Below are 19,907 nucleotides of genomic sequence, written 5' to 3'. Positions count from 1 at the left end.
TCACACCAGCTTTTCCATCCGCTCCACCGCTTTCCGGGCCCGGTCATGCCCGGCCTCGGCGGCTTTTTTGTACCAGGCCAGGGCCTGGGCGGCATCTTTGGGGCCGCAGCGGCCGTCCTCGTACCAGACGCCCAGCTCGTACATGGCGTCGGGCAGGCCCTCTTTGGCGGCGCGCTCGTACCATTGCTGGGCCAGAGGCAGGTCTTTTTTCACGCCGGTGCCGTTCTCAAAACAGCAGGCGTAGTTGTACATTCCCCGGGAATACCCACCCTCGGCGGAGCGGCGGTACCACTCGGCGGCTGCTGCGGGGTCGGCCTCGGTGCCGATGCCTTTCTCGGTGCAGTAGCCCAGGCAGCACTGGGCGCGGGGCAGGCCCTGCTCGGCGGCGGCGCGATACAGCTCTACCGCCCGGGCCTCGTCCAGCTCCACACCTTTGCCGAACTCATAGCACCAGCCCAGGCAGCACTGCGCCCGAGCGAAGCCCTGGGCGGCGGACTTGCCGTACCATGCGGCGGCCAGGGTCAGATCCTCCGGCACGCCCTGGCCGTACTCGTAACACCAGCCAAGGTTGCACTGGGCGGGGGCGTAGTTGGCCTCGGCGGCGCGGCGGTAATGGGCCGTGGCGGTGGGCCAGCTCTGCTCCACGCCGTCGCCCCGCTCATACAGGGCACCGATGCGGTTCTCGGCGGCGGGCAGGCCAAGCCGGGCTGCGCGGCGGTACAGGTGCAGGGCTTCCTCGGGGTTGCGGCGCACGCCAGCGCCCCGCTCGTAACAGAGGCCCAGATTCAACAATGCCTGGGGCAGCTCCTGCGCGGCGGCCATGCTGTACCAGCGGATGGCGTCCCCCCAGCTTTGGGGCGTGCCGGTGCCCTGCTCGCAGCAGACGGCCAGGGCAAACTGCGCCTGGGTGTCCCCCTGCCGGGCGGCGCGGGTGTACCACTGCACGGCCTCGGTGGGGTTGGCGGGTACGCCGCGGCCGCACTCCAGGCAGATGGCATAGCAGGCCTGGGCCGGGGCATAGCCCTGCCTGGCGGCGCGCAGGTAAAAGTCGGCAGCCAGCGGGGCGTTGGACTCCACGCCAAAGCCTTTCTCATAAAACTGGCCGCACATAAACAGGGCACGGGCGTCGTCCTGGGCAGCGGCCTTTTGGTACCAGGCCAGGGCAGCTTCGTCGTTTTTGGCGGTGCCGCGTCCTAAATGGATCATCTGTGCAAGGTTGCGCATGGCAGGCACAAACCCCGCCTGGGCGGATAGGGTATACAGCTGCACGGCGCGCACGGGGTCCGCTGCCACGCCGGTGCCGTTGGTGTAGCAGATGGCCAGGCAATACTCGGCCCGGGGGTCGTGCTGCAGGGCGGCTTCGCCGTACCAGCGGGCCGCGGCCTTGGCGTCCTGGGGCACGCCCTTGCCGAACTCATAACACCAGCCTAAATTGCACTGGGCCTGGGCGTGGCCCTGGCCCGCGGCGGCGCGGTAGAGCAGCACGGCATCCGGCCAGCTTTGGGCCACGCCCTCGCCGGTCTCGTAGGCCAGGCCCAGCATGCACTGCCCGGCAGCGTCACCCTCGGCGGCGGCTTTTTCAAAGTCAGAAAAGGCGTCATCAAAACGGCCGTCGGTTTTGGACTCGATGCCCAGAGCCACCCAATCGGCGGCGACTAAGTCGCTGCCATCGCTGGGCTGAAAGAACGCCCCGCCGCACAGCGGGCACATGTCGGGGACCGCATGGCGGGTCACAAACCGGCAGACCGGGTTCTCGCAATGATGGATCTCCATAAAACGCTTCCTTTCCCTCAATTATAAACATTGTAGCATAGCTGTGCGCCGAAAAAAAGGCTTCGCGGCGCTTTTTCGGCGCGGCGTGTCCCAGCGGCGGTAATTATTGCTGTTTGCAAAGCTTTATCGGGTTTCCCCGCTCTGCGGCAAAAACAAACGTCCGGGCGTGGTATGGTAATGGCACCGATCGGCATATAGATAAAGGGGGACATGCTGCTATGGCTACTTATTTGGGAGAAAAACTGCATACAAACGTACAACTGCCTGCTATCTTGCCCGGTGCCCGCGGGGCGGCGCTGCTGTGGCAGGGGGCGGCGGCCGCCACGGGGCTGGTGCTGGGGGCCGGGCAGGTCTACGGCGGGGCCGCACCCTTTGGGCTGGCCTTCACGATGGTCTGTCCGCCGCTCTACCTGTTTGCCGCGGCAGGTGGCGTGCTCATCAGCAGTTTGGCGTTTCAGCCTGCGGTGCTGGGGGTCAAGGTTATTGCGGCGCTCACGGCCACTGTGGCGGTGCGGCGGCTGCTGCAGGACAAGCCCAACACGAAAAACGCGGGCATCTGGGCCGGGTGTCTGGCGCTGGCGTTGGTCCAGGCGGCCGTACTTTTTTTCGCGGGCGGCTACGTCGACCTGTCCCAGGCGGCGGCCACCGGCACCACGGCGCTGCTGGCGGCGGGGTCTGCCTGGCTGATGCGCCGTTTCCCTTACCGGGAGCCGCGGGGGCTGTGCCTGTGGCTGGCCATCGCGGCCGCCTGCCTGCAGCGGTGTGCCCGCGGGCCGTTGGCTCCGGGCCTGGCGGTGGCCGCAGCAGCCGGGCTGTGCGCCGCCTTTGCCGGCACGTTGGAGGAGACCGCTGTGGTCAGCATCACGCTGGCGGCGGCCATCACGGCGGCCAGCCCGAACCTTTGCTACGCGGCGCTGGCGGTGGCACTGGGAAGCCTGGCGGCAGCCTGCCTTTACCCCGGCGAGCGCCTGCGCTGTGCTGGCGTTTTTGCGGCGGGCTGCGTGCTGGGAGCCTTGGCCGCCCCCGATGCCGCCGGTGTGCTGCCGCTGTTTGTGGCCGGGGCTGTGGGCCTCGGCGCGGCGCTGGCTGTGCCGGGGGCGTGGCTGCGGGTGGTGTTTCCGCCGCCCGCCCCGCCGGTGCAGACCCAGGGGTTAAGCGGTGCCGCCCGCCGCCTGGCCGGTGTGGCGGATACCTTAAGCGACATCGCTGACACGGTCAACGCCGTCTGCACCCGCCAGATGCCGCCCAAAGGGGAAAACTTTGACTTCGTGGTGGAGCACATCGCCCGCACCACCTGCCAGACCTGCACCCGCCGCAGCCGGTGCTGGGTGCGGGGCTATGCCACGGCCATGGACGGGCTGTACCAACTCAAGCCCATGCTGGAGAGCCGGGGCCGCGTGGAGGTGGAGGACCTGCCCGGGCAGCTGTCGGTGTGCATCCACCCGGCGGACCTGTGTACGGCGGCCAATCATGGGTATCGGCTGTGGCGCAGCCGCCGCCAGACGCGGGCGCGGGCCTCCATGCTGCGCACCGCCCTGACCGAGCAGTACAGCGCCATGGCGGGGGCACTGGCGCAGCTGGCGGGCAAACTGGGCCAGGCGGGCCTGCCCGATCCCAGGCGGGAGGAAAAAGTCGCCCAGCTTTTTGCGGGGCTGGGGCTGGATGCGCTGGAGTGCAGCGTTACCTCCGACCTGGCAGGCCGTCTGACTGCCGCCGTGACCATCGCCCGCACCCGGTTTACCGAGGAGGAGATCAAGGCCCTGACCGCCGAGGTGAGCCGCATCTGCCGCCGGGACATGGACCTGCCGGAAGTTACCCACTGCCGCACGGTCACAATGCTGACTTTTGGCGAACGGCCGTTGTTTACGGCGACGTTTGGCACCGCAGGACGCCCGGCTAAGGGGCAGAACGTCAGCGGTGACGCGCTGGATTGCTTTTGCGATACCAGCGGCCGCGCCCAACTGCTGCTGTGCGACGGCATGGGTACCGGCCGCGCCGCCGCTGTGGACGGCCAGATGGCCGCCCGCCTGACGGGCCAGCTGTTGCGGGCAGGCTTTGCCGCCGAGAGCGCCGCGCGGCTGGTCAACGTGGCGCTGGGCCTAAAGAGCGCCGAGCAGGAATCTGGCGCCACGCTGGACCTGCTGACGGTGGATCTTTACACAGGCCGGGCGGGGTTGTTCAAGGCTGGGGCCGCGCCCAGCTTTTTGGTGCGGGGCGGCCTGCCCCGCATGCTGGAGGGCGCCAGCCTGCCCATGGGCGTGTTGGAAAGTCTCGTGGGCCGCAGCACCACCTTTGCGCTGGACAGCGGGGACTGGGTGGTGCTGGTCAGCGACGGTGCGCTGACCGATGGCACCGAATGGCTGACGCAGCAATTGCAGCTCTGCGCCCGCTTGGGCCACACCCCGCAGCAGGCCGCCGAAACCATAGCCGATGCCGCCGCCCGACGGGCCGGGGAAAAACAGGATGACATCACCGTAGCGGTGTTTGCGCTTGGCAAAGCCGGGTGAACAGGCAGCAGCCCGGCCCTGCCGCAAGGTAGGCGGGGCCGGTATCCGCGCGCACCCCCACAAAAATACATTCAATATCTGTTTTCACAAAATATTTTCAGAAATTTCAAAAAAACTGTTTAAAATTCTGCAAATCTGTGGTAAAGTAGTATCAATCGGTGAGATGTGTTCAAATTCACCACTTAGAGAGCCTGCTCTCTGTAAAATTTAAAACGCCGCAGCGGGCACGCAGCGCATGGCGGGCCCCCGGCGCGAAAAGAGGTTTGATTGTTCCATGGACTATGCAAGCAAAGACATCCGCAACATTCTGGTCGCCGGCCACGCTGGCTGCGGCAAAACCACGCTGACCGAAGCCCTGCTGTACATGAGCGGCGCGACCGAGCGCATGGGCCGTGTTGAGGACGGCACCACCGCCAGCGACTTCGACCCCGAAGAGATCCGCCGCAAGGCATCGCTGAACTCCAGCGTTGTCCCCGTTGAGTACGAGGGCATCAAATATAACCTCATCGATGTGCCCGGCCTGTTCGATTTCGAGACCGGCGCAGCCGAGGGTATCATGGCCGCCGAAAGCGTGCTGATCTGCGTGTCCGGCCGTTCCGGCGTCACCGTCGGCGCCGAGAAAGCCTACCAGCTGGCCATTAAACACAACAAGGCGCGGATGGTCTTTGTCACCAAAGCCGACCTGGAAAACGCCGACTGCTTCAAGATCCTGGAGCAGATGAAGATCAAGTTCGGCCCCAGCGTCTGCCCCTGTGTTGTGCCGGTCCGCCTGGACGACGGCACCGTCGCCTACATCAACCTGTTCAGCCAGAAAGCCTTTAAGTACGAGGGCGGCAAGCAGGTCCAGATCGACCTGCCCGACATCGGCCACCGCTTCGAGGGTCTGATCCAGGCCATGAGCGAGGCCATCGCCGAGACCGACGAAGCCCTGATGGAAAAGTTCTTCGAGGGTGAGCCTTTCACCACCGAGGAGATCGTCCAGGGCATGGCCGCGGGCGTCCGCAGCGGCCAGATCACCCCCGTATTCTGCGGCAGTGCCGTCAACAACCAGGCGTTGGATATGCTGCTGTACAACATGAACGTCCTGCTGCCCGGCGCTGACACCGCCGCTGCCGTGGGCGAGGATAAGGACGGTAACCCTGTCGACATCACTGCCGATCCCGCTGCCCCGCTGTGCGCCTACGTCTTTAAGACCGTGGCCGACCCGTTCGTGGGTAAGATGAGCTTTATCAAGGTGCTGTCCGGCAAGCTGACCGCCGCCAGCAACACTGTCAACGCCCGCACCGGCCAGCCGGAGCGCATGGGCAAGACCCTCATCGTCTGCGGCAAAAAGCAGACCGACACGGCTGCCATCACCACCGGCGACATTGGCGTTGTCTCCAAGTTGGCCACCGCCAAGACCGGTGATACCCTGTGCGACCCCGCCCGCGTGGTGGCGCTGCCCGCACCCGCCTACCCCACCGGCTGCTACCGCATGGCCGTCAAGGTCGCCAAGAAGGGCGACGAGGGCAAGGTCAGCGGCGCGCTGGCCCGCCTGATTGAGGAAGATCCCGCCATCACCTTCGTGGTCGATCCCGAGACCAAGCAGCAGATCATCAGCGGCCTGGGCACCCAGCATTTGGAAGTCGCCCTTGCCAAGCTGAAGAATAAGTTCGGTGTCGAGATCACGCTGGAAACCCCGCGCGTGCCCTACCGCGAATCCATCCGCAAGAGTTGCAAGGCCCAGGGCCGCCACAAGAAGCAGACCGGCGGCCACGGCCAGTTCGGTGATGTCTGGATCCAGTTCGAGCCTATCGAGGGCGAGGACATCGAGTTTGCCGAGAACGTGTTCGGCGGCAGCGTACCGAAGAACTTCTTCCCCGCTGTTGAAAAGGGCGTCCGCCAGGCGGCCGAGCACGGCGTGCTGGCCGGTTACCCGATGGTCGGCCTGAAAGCCACCCTGCTGGACGGCAGCTATCACCCTGTGGATTCCAGTGAAATGGCGTTCATTATGGCCGCCAAGCTGGCCTACAAGGCCGCTGTTCCTGAAGCTGGCCCTGTTCTGCTGGAGCCCATCGGGTCCCTGCAGGCCCATGTCCCGGCAGACAACACCGGCGATATCATGGGTGAGGTCACCAAGCGCCGCGGCCGTGTGCTGGGCATGAACCCGGATGAGGACGGCCTGCAGGTCGTGGAGGCCGAGGTGCCCATCGCCGAGATGCAGGATTTCACCACCTTCCTGCGTCAGCTGACCCAGGGCCGCGGCTGGTACACCTTCGATTTCGTCCGCTACGAGACTCTGCCCCAGATGCTGGAAGCCAAGGTCATCGAGCAGGCCAAAGCCCTCGGCAACTTCGCCGACGAGGACTAACCTACTTTCTTTGGAAAAGAAAGTAGGCAAAGAAACTTTTAATATTTCCTAAAACAAAGAGCGATGCAGTGGGAAACTGCATCGCTCTTTTGTATGTTGATTATATGTTGTGAGGAAACGGAAAATGGGTTACTTCTTTTTACTATAATCTCTTGCCCCATAAATCGCCGTACCTACGCGCACAATCGTCGCACCTTCGGCAATGGCGGCGGCATAATCGTGGCTCATGCCCATGGACAAAATATTCATCCGGGCATTTTCGTACCCGCGGGCAGCGGCCTTTGCCAGCAATTCCCGCATCTCAGCAAAAAAGCGGCGGGTAGCGGTGTCATCGGCATCGGCGGGCGGAATGGCCATCAACCCGCGCACCTTGATGTGGGTCTTGGCGGCGGCAGCATCCAGTAGCGGCCACAGGTCATCCGGGCCAACGCCGCTCTTGCTTTCCTCGGCGCCGATGTTGATCTCCATCAGGATCTCCTGGGTGATGCCCAGCCGCTCGGCGGCGGCCTCGATCTTATCCAGCAGCCGCGTGCTGTCCACGCTCTGGATCAGTGCGGCGCGGCCCACCACCTTGTTGACCTTGTTGGTCTGCAGGTGGCCGATGAAATGCCCCGGCTTGCCGTTGTAAGCCCCGGCGTCGGTCTTTTCCACAAGTTCCTGCACGTGGTTTTCACCAAACAGGTCAATGGGTAAATCGGCGCTGTATCGCACTTCTTCCACTGTGCGGGTTTTGCAGGCGGCGCACAGCAGCACCTCGCCGGGATCGCGGCCTGCGGCCTTGGCGGCGGTGGTCATGTTCTCGCGGATCCTGGCAACGGCCTCGGCCATTGCCTGCTTCTGTGCTTCGTCCATCAACGCACCTCCGTGTCGCTGTACACCGCGCGGCTGCCGCCAATAAACGGCGGGCGGGTGCGGGCGCACAGCAAAATTGCTTCACCGATGTGATCCATCGACAAGCGCACCGGCACGGCTACCCGGCGCAGGTGCATGCCGATCAGCGTACCGCCAATGTCCATACCGGCGGCGGCTTTCACTTCCTCCACCAGCACAGGGTCCTTAAAGGTGCGCCAGCAGTTGGTGGCCCAGCTGCCGCCCGCGTGGGGCTGCGGCACGGCAGCCACGATCTGATAGCCGTACTTTTTGGCGGCTTCGCGTTCAATGACGATCGAGCGGTTCAGATGCTCGCAGCACTGGGCGGCCAGGTAGACGCCCTGCTCCTGCAGCGGGGGCAGCACCCCGGCCAGCACGGCGGCGGCAACCTCCATGCTGGAATCATGGCCGATGCGCCCGCCGCGAATCTCGCTGCTGGAGCAGCCGACGACGAAAACATCGCCGGTCTCCAGATGGGCGGCTTCCAGTAATTCTTCGGTGGCCTTGCGGGCCTGGGCAGTCAGTTCAGAAAGTTCCATAATAAACCTCCTTGATACGTTTTATTTTGTAGGCGGAAACGAGAACACGAAAACACTTCCACCGTTTTGCTAAGGTTATTTGCGGGCCGCGCAGGTCAGGTCCCGGATGGTCAGCCCGCGGCAGTACTGCACCGGCAGGGTCATGGTGCCGGTCTCGTTCTCCACGGTGATGCCGTCCAGCACCACGTCCCGCAGCTCGTGGCCGGGGGCGTCAAAGCCTGCCAGCTCAATCGGCTCCACGTTCTCAAAGCTGCCGTCCCGCAGGCCGCGGCCGGTCAGGGTCAACCGCTCAAAGCTCAAATGGCTGAATACCGGCTGGCGGGGGGCCGCTTCGCCGTCGTCGTTGTAGGGCACGGTGTGTACCAGCAGGCGGGAGGCGGTGCAGTCCCGCACCGACACGCCGCGCACATAGCCGCCGCGCTTGGGCGTGGCCTTGATCTCAATGCCCGACCAGCTGTTGGTCAGGTCGCAATCCCAAATTTGCACATCCTCGATGCCGCCGCTCATCTCGCTGCCCAGGCAGATGCCGTGCCCGGCGGTGCTGCGGCAATCGAACACATAAATATGAGCGCTGGGGCGGCCGATGTTGTTGCCCTCGGGATTTTTGCCGGACTTGATGGCCACAGCGTCGCCGCCGGTGGAAAACTCGCAGGCAAACAGCGTGCAGTTGGTGCTGGAGTCCGGGTCCCAGCCGTCGCCGTTCCACACGCCCTCGGATACAAAGCGGCAGTGGTCGGTAGTGATGTTGTCGCTGTAGATCATGTGCTGGTTCCAGCTGGCGCCGTTTTTCAGCGTCAGGCCGTGTACCCACACATTGCGGCAGTTGCTCATGTTGATCAGCCGCGGCCGCACCCGGCCGGGGATGGTCCGCTCGTTCTCGCACTCGGCCACCAGGGCGGCGTGCTCGGCCAGGTAGTCCTTCAGGTGCTCCTGCTCGTCGGCGATGATCTTCTCAGCCAATTCGCGGCCGCCGCTGGCAATGGTGCCCTTGCCGCGGATGACCACGTTTTCGCAGTTCGGCCCGGCGGCGTGGTCCAGCGTGCCCAGGTTCAAAAGGCTTGAGTAGCAGCGCATCTCGGTGCCCTCAAACCGGCTGGGGATGCGGGGCTGGTAGTCAACGATCTCGGCGGTGCCCTGCAAGATGGCGCCCTCGTCCAGGTACAGCTCCATGTTGCTGTGCAGCCGCAGCGCGCCGGTCAGGTAGATGCCGGCGGGAATGTACACGGCATCCCCGCCGCCGCAGGCGTCGATGGCACGCTGCAAAGCGGCGGTGTTTTTTGTTTTGCCGTCGCCCTTGGCCCAGAACGGTGCCTCGGTCACATCGAGGCGGTTCTTGACCGGTGTGGTGCGGAATACGCAGCTGCCCACGCACTGATGGCCGAAAAACACGTCGGCCTGGTAGTCGCTCTGGCTGCGCAGGTCGGTCAGGGTAAAGTGGGTGCGGCCGCAGGTGGCCACGGGCTGGCCGCCCAGATAGACGGTATATTGCGCCCCGGCCCCGGCAGCCGCAGGCTTATCCCAGTACAGCACGGCAGAATGTGCGGTACTGCGTGCAAAAACATGTGTTTCAAACATGGGGGTTCCTTTCGATGATGCAATGGTTTTTGTGCATATTCCTCATTCTCTGCCTTTATTGTAACACAGAAAACAACAGGCGAAAAGGTGCAAAACTTGCCAAGATTTGGGGGCCACCGGGGGCGGATTTTCGCTAGGGTGTATCTGATAAGTCAAAAGTGCTGGAAAATTCGCTGAAAAGCAACAGCTGCAAGGATGAGCAACGCAGCAGATGTGCTTTTTAGTAGAATTGAACAGCGCTGAGGACTTTTCAGATACACCCTAGGGTGCTGCCTCCAAAAAACAGCCCGGCTCGTGGGCATACAGCACGCCCACGGCCTGCAAATAGGCGTAAATGATCGTGGAGCCGACAAACTTCATGCCGCGCTTTTTCAAATCTTTCGAGATGGCGTCGGACAGGGGAGAGGTGGTCGGCCCGCGCTCCACCAGCGTTTTGCCGCCGGTCCACTGCCAAAGGTAGCTATCAAAGCTGCCAAACTCCTGCCGGATAGCAGCAAACGCAGCGGCGTTGCCTACGGCCGCCGCAATTTTGCGCCGGTTGCGGATGATGCCGGGGTCGGCGTACAGCGCGGCCTGCCTGGCCTCATCGTAGGCGGCGACTTTGTCCCAATCGAAATCGTCGAACGCCCGGCGGAAAGCCTCCTGCTTGTTCAGCACGCACTCCCACGAAAGCCCGGCCTGGAAGCCCTCTAAAATGAGCATTTCAAACAGCCTGCGGTCGTCGTGCACCGGCACGCCCCATTCTTCGTCGTGGTAGCGGATATACCGCGGGTTGCCCGGGTTCGCCCAACGGCACCTGCATTTTCCATCGGACCAGGTCATAGCATAGCTCCTTTGCCAGAGGTTGTAAGGGCCGCTTGCATCGGCCCGCAGGCACACACGGTGTGTCCCTGCCTATAATTATAGTATAACACGCTTAGCAAGGCTTGCACCCTGCCCCTGAATTGTGTATAATAAGATGTTACAATCACTATTCTGGGGAGGTGTGCCGTATGAGCCTGCAAAGCATTGGCTTTTTCGGCTTTTTGCTGATCGTGGCTGCGGTGTACCTGCACCTGCCGCAGCGCTGGCAGAATCCGTTTCTGCTGGCGGCCAGCTGGTACTTTTACGCCAAGGCCATGCCCGCCATGCTGCCTGTCACTATCGCCATTGCCGCGTGTACCTACGCCTGCGGCCGGGCGATGCAGCGGCACAAAACAGCGGCGCTGCGGGTGGGCGTGATCGGCCTGTTGGTAATTTTGGCTTTCTTTAAATATAACGGCGCTTTTGCCGCCGATGGCGGTTGGCAGGCTGTGGCTATGCCGCTGGGCATCAGCTTTTACAGCTTCGCGGCCATCAGCTACCTGATCGACGCTGCCCGCGGCGATTGCGAGGTCGAGACCAACTTCATCGATTGTGTGCTTTATCTCAACTTTTTCGCCACCATCACCCAAGGCCCCATCTGCCGCGCCGGGGACCTGCTGCCGCAGCTTAAGCAGGAGCATCGCTTTGACGCCGCCCGCACGGTGCGCGGCCTGCGGCTGCTGGCGCTGGGCCTGTTTAAAATGGTGGCCATCAGCGATGTGCTGGGCCTGGTGGTGGATGAGGTGTTCCCCAACTACCGCAGCTACGGCGGGCCAATGCTGATCCTGGCAGCAATTTTTTACACGTTCCAGCTGTATTTTAACTTCTCCGGTTACTCTGAAGTGGCGCGGGCTGTGGGCCTGCTGTTGGGGCTGAATCTGCCCGAAAACTTCAAGACCCCGTTTTTTGCCACCAACTTTTCCGGTTTCTGGAGCCGCTGGCACATCAGCTTTTCCTCCTGGCTGCAGGACTACCTGTTTATGCCGCTGGCCTGGGCCGATGTCTCAGGCCTGACGGGCGGAAAGATCCGGCGTCTTCCTGCAGAATTCTGCGTGTTCACGGTGTTTTTTGTCTCCGGCTTCTGGCATGGCAACACGCTGCCCTTTGTTATTTGGGGCCTGCTGCAGGCCTGCTACCGCCTGGGCGAGGAACTGATGCACCGCCGCTTCGGCAAGCCCAAAAAGAAAGCCCCGGCTAAAACCCTGTGGGCCAAGCGTGCGGGCGTGTTTGTGCTGTGGACCATCAGCATGGTGTTTTTCTGCGTGGGCATGTCCGGTGCGGGCTTAACGGCGGGGGATGCCTTCGCCTACCTGGGCGGCTGGTTCACCGGCTGGTCCCCGGCCCGCTTTGGGGCCGAGCTGTACGGCGCGGCCTACAACGGGTTCTACGCCAACACCATCATGGTGGCGGCCTACTACGCCTTTGTGGTGGTTACGCTGGCCCTGGGCTTTGCCCTTGACGCCCGCCGCGCCTTTACCTATAAAAATAAGCCGTCCGAAATTTGCCTGGCCAACGAAAAGCACCGCTGGGGGATTTACTACGTATTAGTAATTTGTTTGCTGGTAGGTTATATCATGCAAAACGGCGGCTTTGGCGGGGCATCCGGGTTTGGCATGTATGCAAACTTTTAACGCGCTTCGCGCTCAAAGAAGGGGTTCATCGCTTGTGGCTGCACCCCTCCTTTGGATTCACCCCGTCGCAAAAAGCACATTTTCACGCCTGACGACACAAAAATGCACTTTTTTGCTCAAGAGGTGTCAGCATCGGCGGCGCATGTCCGCCGATGCTGACGGTTTAAAAAGAAAGGAGGTTTTCGCCCAATGAAAAATATCCTGAAAAAACTGGCGCTGCTCTGCATCCCGGTCGTGGTGTGGTTCGTGTTTTTTGCGGCGTTTGAGCCGAACAACTACTTTGGGGTGAAAGCCTCCGCTACCTCCAGCCAGCCGGTGGCCCGGGTGCGGGCCTACCAGCAGGAGCCGGGCACCAACCTGATCCTGGGCGACAGCCGCCTGGCCCACTTTGATATGGCCCGGGTCGAGCAGGTCAGCGGCAAGGCGTGGCAAAATCTGGCTTTCGGCGGTGCATCGCTGAAAGAAACGCTGGACCTGGCCGATTACGTGCTGGATTCCGGCAATCAGGTGGACAGCCTGCTGGTGGAAGTCTCGTTCTACACCCTCAACGCTGGGTACAACACCGACCGCTTCCAGGCGTTGGAGGAAACGCTGAACAACCCTCTGGCCTACTGCCTGAATCTCGAATACAACGTCAACGCCCTGACCGTGGCGATGGACACCCTGAAGGGCACGCCGGATACCATTGAATCCGGCGATTGGACCGCCGCAGACTATCTGGCGGACGATGGCACTACCCTGCCGCTGCACCGCAAACTGTACGATTACCCAGCCACCATCACCCCCAAGTGCCGCAGCTGGACGCTGAACGAAGCCCAGCTGACCCGCCTGGCCGAGCTGGCCGCCCGCTGCCAGAACGAAGGCATCGCCTTGACCATCGTGCTGCCGCCCATGGCCGAGAATGTGCGCACCGAGGTGTGCGATCCGTTCGGCATTACCGAGGCCATGCAGGATGAGGTCTTGCCCGAACTGCACGCCATCGCCGCCGAGACTGGCTGCACCCTGCTGGATTACGAGTGGAACGGCAGCTGCATTACCGACGATGATACGCAGTTCTTTGATGGCTTCCACCTGGATGAAAAGTATGGCCTGCCGGACTGGACAGAAGAACTTTTTACGGATATAGGGTAAATAAGTAGACTGTTAAAGAGCCTCCCTCTGGGAGGAAGGTGCCCCGAAGGGGCGGAGGGAGAGAGCATTACCGGTATCCGAAGCATTGGCGATCAGGCGCTCTCTCCCACCCGCCTATGCGGGAGCCACCTCCCAGAGGGGGCCGAAGTAAATTGGCAATTAAATCTACAACGAGGCAAACCATGGCTTTAGACTTCCTGATTTTGTACGAGCACACTGTGCGCGAATATGAGAGCGACCTGCTGCTCAAGCTGGAGTTGGAGCGCCGCGGCTATACCGCCGAGATCCGCCAGCTGCTGGACCCCAAGCACCTGCGGCTTTTCGGCAAAGATAAGCCGGAAGTGCTGGTCGCCAGCTGCATGTATGATAACGAGGCCATCAACAGCCACGTCTACAACAACATCGGCAAATGCAACAAGATCGTCAACCTGCATTGGGAGCAGATGCTTTCCGATACGCAGGAGGAGGGTGACTGGTTCAACATGAACGGCAACGCCAAGCGCTGCGTGCAGACCTGCTGGGGCAAGCGCACCGCCGCCCGCCTGCAGGCCCACGGCATGGACGCCAAAAACACCCCCGTGACCGGCGCCGTCATGATGGATTTTTTGCGGCCTGAATTTAACGGGTATTTTAAGGATAAAGCCACCCTCTGCCGGGAGTTCGACCTCGACCCCAACAAAAAGCTGCACCTGTATATTTCCAGCTTCGGCTACGCCAGCATGAACAATGACGAGGTGGCCGAGCTTTCCAGAATGGCGGGCACCGACTTTACCGGCTTTGCCAAAACAAACCGTGTATCGATGAAAGAGACGCTGAGCTGGTTTGAACAGTACCTCACTGCCCACCCGGAGGTAGAGCTTGTCTACCGCCGCCACCCCAGCGAGTGGAACAGCCCCGCGCTGGAAGAACTGGCCAGGAAATGCCCCAACTTCCACGTGATCTTTGCCGATTCGGTCAAGCAGTGGATCGTGGCAGCGGACTCCATCTCCATCTGGATGAGCACCGCTATCGCCGAGGTGTACATGGCGGGCAAAAGCTGCCACATCCTGCGCCCTGTGCCCATTGAGCACGAGTATGACCCGGTCATCTACAAGAACGCCCGCTATATCACCACTTACGCGGACTTTGCCGCCGCCATGCAGCAGGACGACCCGCCGTTCCCCATTGCGCGCGAAGTCATCGAGGGCTACTTCGACCCCAGCGAGACGCCGGCCTACATCCGCATGGCCGATCTGCTGGAGAATGTCTACAAAAATCCCCCCCGGGACGAGCCGATGGGCGAGGGCTTTACCCCCCACTTTAACCTGCTGAAATTCTGTGCACTGGCGGGCGTACACTTTTTGTACCGCCGCGGCTGGGAGCCGAAAAAGGTGTTCGCCTTCTGCCCGCCGCTGGCCAATTTCGCCCAGCGCATCTACGGTTATGTGGATAAAGCCCATGTGACGCCCGAGCAGGTGGAAGCCATGACGGCCCGCATCAGGCCCTACGTGAAATAAGGCAATACCGCATAATTCTAAGTGCCGATACGGCGAGCGAGGTGCGGCAGATGCTAAGCTAAAAGCGCAGATAATACTTTGTGTATTATCGAGCATTTTTGCAACGCAGATGCCGTGCCGCAGCCGCCGGAGCGGTGCTTAAGCCGTTAGGCGGGAATTGTGCGGTGTTGCCATAAGTATAAAAGTTTCTTCGCTTCCTTCTTTTCAAAGAAGGCGGGAAAGGACCTCGAATCATGCCAGAGAAAAAATCCGCCGGGGAATCCTTTGCCGGCAACGTAATGAAATACTCGGTGGCAACCTACCTGGGTTTTGCCATCACCGGCCTGGCGCTCATCGTCAAGGGCCTGCTGCCTGCCGAGGTGCTGGGCGCGCCGGTCACCTTTATGACCTACACCGCCACCGTCATGAACCTTGGCATCCTGGGCCTGGACCAGACCCTGCTGCGCTTTTACCATGAGCCGCCCGCCGGGGCCGAACCCCGCCAGCTGTTTGCCGCCTGCACCCGGATGTCGGTGGTGTTCATGCTGGTGCTGGGGGCTGTGTGCAGCCTGTTCGCCGCCCGGCCCATGGCGGTGGCCTTCGGCTTTGGCGCTGACGGCCAGGGGCTGGTGCCGCTGCTGTTCGTGAACGCCGCGCTGTACATGCTGGTGCGCTACCTGAACGTGCTGCTGCGGCTGGAAAACGACCTGAAAGCCTACACCGCCGAGACGCTGTGGATGCAGGGGTGCTTCAACCTCATCTATCTGCTGCCCGGCTTCTTCACCTCCAACGTCTACCTGCTGGCCATGGCGGCCATCATCAGCTTCGGCGTGGTGGTCATTGCGTTTGGGTATAAGTACCGCAGCGCCTTCTTCAGTCCGCTGCCTGCCGAAAAATTCGGCGGTATCGCCAAGGTGGCTGTGCCTTATGGCATCGCGCTGGCCCCGGCGCAGATTCTGTTCAGCCTGTCCAGCGGCATCTGCCTGTCCTTTGTGGGCAACGAGTGCGGCGAAAGCGCCCAGGGACTCTTTGCCTTCGGCTACAGCCTGGCGCAGCTGGTCACCGCTATCCAGGCGGGCTTCTCCACCTACTGGGGCCCCTATGTGTACGCCCACTACCGCGAGGAACAGGAGCGCATTGGCCGCGTGCACGACGTGCTGAACCTGCTGATCTTCGGCTTTTTCTGCGTGCTGGTGATGTTTGAAGACATCGTATTCCTCATCTTCCCCAACAAAAAAGAGTGCCTGACCATCTTCCCGCTGCTGATGCTGGCGGTGGTGTTCAACATTTTGTGCGAGGGCACCGTCTACGGCAACTCCATCGCCCGCAAACCCTGGCATGATACCATTGGCATTGGCATCGGGGCGCTGTCTAATTTGGGGCTGTGCGCGGCCTTCGTGCCCCGCTTCGGCATGACCGGCGCGGCCTTTGCGCTGGCCGCCAGCAACGGTCTGGCATTTTTGTACCGCAGCGTTACCGGGCAGATGTACTACCGCACCATCCCCAGCTTTGCCAAGACCATCTCCGGCTTTCTGCTGGCGTTCGCCGTCACGGCGGCCGGCACGCTGCTGTGGCAGCATTTTGTCCTGAAATTCGTGCTCACCGGCGCGGTGCTGTTCATCTACTGCACCCTCTACCGCGCCCAACTGCTCAAACTGTGGAATATGGGGCTGGGCATCCTGCGCGGCCTGTTAAAGAAGTGAGGAAAACCATGAAACATTGCGGTACACAGGAACTGGAGACCGGGCGGCTGCTGCTGCGGCGGCTGACCATGGATGACAGCGAGATGATGTTCAACAACTGGGCCAGCGACCCCGAGGTGACCCGGTATCTGCGCTGGAACGCCCACCGCAGCTGGGCCGAGACCGCCGAGACGCTGAACGAGTGGGAAAAGCACTACGGCGACCCCACCTTTTACCAGTGGGGCGTGGAGAATAAGCGCAGCGGCGTGCTGATGGGCACCATCAGCCTGTTCCCCGCGCCGGAGCTGAAGACCGGCTGGCACCTGAACACCGAAATTCTGGGCTCTGCCTGGGAGACGGGCTACGCGCTGGGCCGCAAGTGGTGGAACAACGGCTATATGACCGAGGCCCTCTGCGCCGTGCGGGACTACTGGTTCAACACGGTGGATGCCCCCTGGCTGGTGGCCATCCATGCCAACGAGAATGTGGCCAGCAGCGCCGTGCTGCAAAAAGCCGGTTTCGTTTACGACCACGATGTGATCGACCACAAATTTGACGGCACGGCGGTGCCCTGTCGCGCCTACCACCTGGTAAAAGAGGATCTATGAGCGAGAATACGATCGATTTGGACTTTGGCACCACGGCCCAGAAACAGCAGGACGGCGAGAAACTGCCCGTCGTGCTGCTGGCGCTGGATCAGGGCAAGTACGATATGGCCCGCAGCCTGGACGAGCTGCGGGCGCTGGCTGACGCCAACGGCATGGAGGCCGTGGCCGAGGTTACGCAGAAGCGCGCCACCCCCGAAGCCGCCACCCTGCTGGGGGAGGGCAAGGTGGCCGAAGCGCGGCTTGTCTGCCAAAATTTGAACGCTGCGGCAGCTATTTTTGACGGCGAACTCACCGGCAGCCAGATCCGCAACCTGTCCGCCGCTTTGCAGGTGGAAGTGCTGGACCGCACGATGCTGATTTTGGAAATTTTCCGTGCCCGCGCTACCACCAATGAGGGCAAGCTGCAGACCGAACTGGCCACCCTGCGCTACCAGCTGCCCCGTTTGCAGGGCCTGGGTGAATCCCTCAGCCGCCAGGGCGGCGGCGGCGGGGGCGGCGGTGGTGCCCGCCGCGGTGCCGGTGAAACCAAGCTGGAGCTGGACCGCCGCCACCTGCACCACCGCATTGAACATCTCGAAGGCCGTCTTAAAGAGATGGAGAAGCGCCGGGGTGAGACCCGCCGCGCCCGCCAGAAAAACAATGTGCCCGTGGTGGCACTGGTGGGCTACACCAACGTGGGCAAGTCCAGCCTGCTGAACGCCCTGTGCGGCGAGCAGATCTTTGAGGCGGACATGCTGTTCGCCACGCTGGACCCCACCGCCCGCAAGCTGACCCTGCCCAGCGGCCTGCAAATTATTCTGGTGGATACGGTCGGCTTCGTCAGCCGCCTGCCCCACCACCTGGTGGAAGCGTTCAAGAGCACGCTGGAAGAAGCCGCCTATGCGGACGTTATCGTAAAGGTGGCCGACGCCGGTGACGACCAGGCTGCCGAGCAGCTGGCCGTCACCGATGAGGTACTGAGCAGCCTGGATTGCGAGGGCATCCCCCAGCTGGTGGTGTACAATAAGTGCGATACAGCGAATCTGCTGTCCTTTGACCCGGACATCCTGCTGACCAGCGCCAAAACGGGCGTGGGCCTGCCCGCCCTGCTGGCCAAGATCGATGATGTGCTGGCCCACCGTGTGCGGGGCATCGAGGTGCTGCTGCCCTACGATAAACTGGCGCTGGCCGACATCCTGCGCAGCCGCGGCAGCGTGGCCGAGGAAGAATACCGAGAGGACGGCGTCTACTACCGCGCCACCGTCAAGATCGACGATCTGCATCGGTTTGAGCCGTATCTTGTGTAAGGTTGACAGCGATTTGTCTTCGCTTTATAATGAAGTCGTTTGAGAACAAAAACATGTTTGTAGGGCCGAAGCAAGCACCGGCCCCTGCAATTTACGGGATACTAATTTAAAACAAAGGGGTTTTCACCATGTCTAACGTTCGTACCCGGTTTGCGCCGTCGCCCACGGGCTATATGCACGTCGGCAACCTGCGCACCGCACTGTACACTTACCTGCAGGCACGCCATAACGATGGTACGTTCATTCTGCGTATCGAGGATACCGACCAGGGCCGCCTGGTCGAGGGCGCTACCGACATCATCTACGGCACGCTGCGCGCCACCGGCCTGACCTGGGACGAAGGCCCCGACATCGGCGGCCCCGTCGGCCCCTATGTGCAGAGCCAGCGCATGGGCATGTTCAAACAGTATGCCGAGCAGCTCGTCAAGGAGGGCAAGGCTTACTACTGCTTCTGCACCGAGGATCGCCTGAACGAGATGCACGAGGCCCAGCGCGCCGCCGGTGAGATGACCCACTACGACGGCCACTGCCGCCACCTGACTCAGGAGGAGATCGACGCCAAGCTGGCCGCCGGTGAGCCTTACGTCATCCGCCAGAAGATCCCCGAATCCGGCGTGGCCGGTTTCGACGATGTGGTCTACGGCCATATCGAGGTCGACGTCAAGGAACTGGACGACCAGATTTTGATTAAGACCGACGGCATGCCTACCTACAACTTCGCCAACGTGGTGGATGACCACCTGATGGGCATTACCCACGTCATCCGCGGCAGCGAGTATCTGTCCTCCACCCCCAAGTACAACCTGCTGTACGAGGCTTTCGGCTGGGAAAAGCCCATCTACGTCCACTGCCCGCCGGTTATGAAGGACGCCCAGAATAAGCTGTCCAAGCGCAACGGCGACGCCAGCTATCAGGACCTGGTGGCCAAAGGCTACCTGCCTGCCGCTGTGCTGAACTATCTGCTGCTGCTGGGCTGGGCCCCCGAGGGCGAGCAGGAAATTTTCTCTCATGAGGAAATGATCAAGATTTGGGACCCTGCCCGCATTTCCAAGTCCCCTGCCATCTTTGACCCGCTTAAGCTGCGTGCCATCAACGCCGCCTACATCCGCGCCCTGCCGGCCGAGGAGTTCCGCCGCCTGGCCGATCCGTTCATCGACCGTGCTGTGCACCGCGACATCGACCGCGACCTGCTGTGCGCCAACCTGCAGCCCCGCTGTGAAGTGCTGGAGGACATCCCGCCGCAGCTGGATTTCTTCGACGCCGTGCTGCCCATCGATGCCGAGATGTACCGCAACAAAAAGCAGAAGACCACGCCGGAATCCGCCAAGGAGGCTCTGGCCGCCCTGCTGCCGGTGCTGGAAGCCCAGGCCGATTGGAACCGCGATGCCATCTTTGAGGCCTGCAAGACCCTGGCCGAGCAGATGGAGAAAAAGAACGGCTGGCTGCTCTTCCCGCTGGGCATTGCCCTATCCGGCAAAGCCCGTACCCCCGGCGGCGGCACCGACCTGGCCGCTATGATGGGCAAGGAAGAAACCATCGTCCGCGTAAAGGCCGCGCTGGAAAAGCTGTAAATTACCAATAAAGAATGCCCGTTGCACGGTGTTTGTGCAACGGGCATTTACTTTTAGGTGCGGTCC

At 62.0% G+C, this 19,907-nt stretch carries 14 protein-coding genes; 9 read left to right on the top strand and 5 right to left on the bottom strand.

Annotated features, from left to right (window positions below):
- On the bottom strand, positions 1-1,773 hold the full coding sequence (locus OGM81_04140; protein UYJ44333.1) for a sel1 repeat family protein: 1,773 nt from the start codon (positions 1,771-1,773) through the stop codon (positions 1-3).
- Between the two features lie 218 nt (positions 1,774-1,991).
- On the opposite strand from OGM81_04140, the gene OGM81_04135 reads away from it, so the two are divergent.
- The gene (locus OGM81_04135; protein UYJ44332.1) at positions 1,992-4,280 is read left to right on the top strand and encodes a SpoIIE family protein phosphatase; all 2,289 of its coding nucleotides are present in this window, start codon (positions 1,992-1,994) and stop codon (positions 4,278-4,280) included.
- Between the two features lie 274 nt (positions 4,281-4,554).
- Positions 4,555-6,630, top strand: coding sequence for an elongation factor G (locus OGM81_04130; GenBank protein UYJ44331.1), 2,076 nt, complete (start codon positions 4,555-4,557; stop codon positions 6,628-6,630).
- Positions 6,631-6,759: 129 nt separating this feature from the next.
- Here OGM81_04130 and OGM81_04125 read toward each other — a convergent pair whose 3' ends face one another.
- From OGM81_04125 to OGM81_04110, 4 genes are all read right to left on the bottom strand, one after another.
- A complete protein-coding gene (locus OGM81_04125) occupies positions 6,760-7,482 on the bottom strand; it encodes a YggS family pyridoxal phosphate-dependent enzyme (protein ID UYJ44330.1) in 723 nt (240 codons plus the stop codon).
- On the bottom strand, positions 7,482-8,039 hold the full coding sequence (locus tag OGM81_04120; GenBank protein ID UYJ44329.1) for a TIGR01440 family protein: 558 nt from the start codon (positions 8,037-8,039) through the stop codon (positions 7,482-7,484). Before OGM81_04120 ends, OGM81_04125 begins: the two co-directional genes overlap by 1 nt.
- A 75-nt stretch (positions 8,040-8,114) precedes the next feature.
- Positions 8,115-9,614, bottom strand: coding sequence for a glycoside hydrolase family 28 protein (locus OGM81_04115; protein UYJ44328.1), 1,500 nt, complete (start codon positions 9,612-9,614; stop codon positions 8,115-8,117).
- A gap of 261 nt (positions 9,615-9,875) precedes the next feature.
- Entirely contained in the window at positions 9,876-10,436 is a 561-nt protein-coding gene (locus OGM81_04110; GenBank protein ID UYJ44327.1) for a DNA-3-methyladenine glycosylase I, read from the bottom strand.
- A gap of 170 nt (positions 10,437-10,606) precedes the next feature.
- Here OGM81_04110 and OGM81_04105 point away from each other — a divergent pair, with 170 nt between their 5' ends.
- From OGM81_04105 to gltX, 7 genes are all read left to right on the top strand, one after another.
- On the top strand, positions 10,607-12,088 hold the full coding sequence (locus OGM81_04105; GenBank protein ID UYJ44326.1) for a hypothetical protein: 1,482 nt from the start codon (positions 10,607-10,609) through the stop codon (positions 12,086-12,088).
- Positions 12,089-12,277: 189 nt separating this feature from the next.
- Complete coding sequence (locus OGM81_04100; protein ID UYJ44325.1) at positions 12,278-13,219, top strand: hypothetical protein; 942 nt, start codon at positions 12,278-12,280, stop codon at positions 13,217-13,219.
- Positions 13,220-13,401: 182 nt separating this feature from the next.
- The gene (locus OGM81_04095) at positions 13,402-14,715 is read left to right on the top strand and encodes a hypothetical protein (GenBank protein UYJ44324.1); all 1,314 of its coding nucleotides are present in this window, start codon (positions 13,402-13,404) and stop codon (positions 14,713-14,715) included.
- A gap of 233 nt (positions 14,716-14,948) precedes the next feature.
- On the top strand, positions 14,949-16,397 hold the full coding sequence (locus OGM81_04090; protein UYJ44323.1) for a polysaccharide biosynthesis C-terminal domain-containing protein: 1,449 nt from the start codon (positions 14,949-14,951) through the stop codon (positions 16,395-16,397).
- Positions 16,398-16,405: 8 nt separating this feature from the next.
- On the top strand, positions 16,406-16,984 hold the full coding sequence (locus tag OGM81_04085) for a GNAT family N-acetyltransferase (protein ID UYJ44322.1): 579 nt from the start codon (positions 16,406-16,408) through the stop codon (positions 16,982-16,984).
- On the top strand, positions 16,981-18,270 hold the full coding sequence (gene hflX / locus OGM81_04080; GenBank protein ID UYJ44321.1) for a GTPase HflX: 1,290 nt from the start codon (positions 16,981-16,983) through the stop codon (positions 18,268-18,270). The genes OGM81_04085 and hflX overlap by 4 nt, the downstream gene beginning before the upstream one ends.
- Positions 18,271-18,398: 128 nt before the next feature.
- The gene (gltX, locus tag OGM81_04075) at positions 18,399-19,841 is read left to right on the top strand and encodes a glutamate--tRNA ligase (GenBank protein UYJ44320.1); all 1,443 of its coding nucleotides are present in this window, start codon (positions 18,399-18,401) and stop codon (positions 19,839-19,841) included.
- The last annotated feature ends 66 nt before the right edge of the window (positions 19,842-19,907 follow it).

This window comes from Oscillospiraceae bacterium (genome assembly GCA_025758045.1).
GTDB lineage: Bacteria > Bacillota > Clostridia > Oscillospirales > Ruminococcaceae > Gemmiger.
Note: the sequence above shows the minus strand (reverse complement) of the source record. Positions and strands in the feature narration are given on the sequence as shown.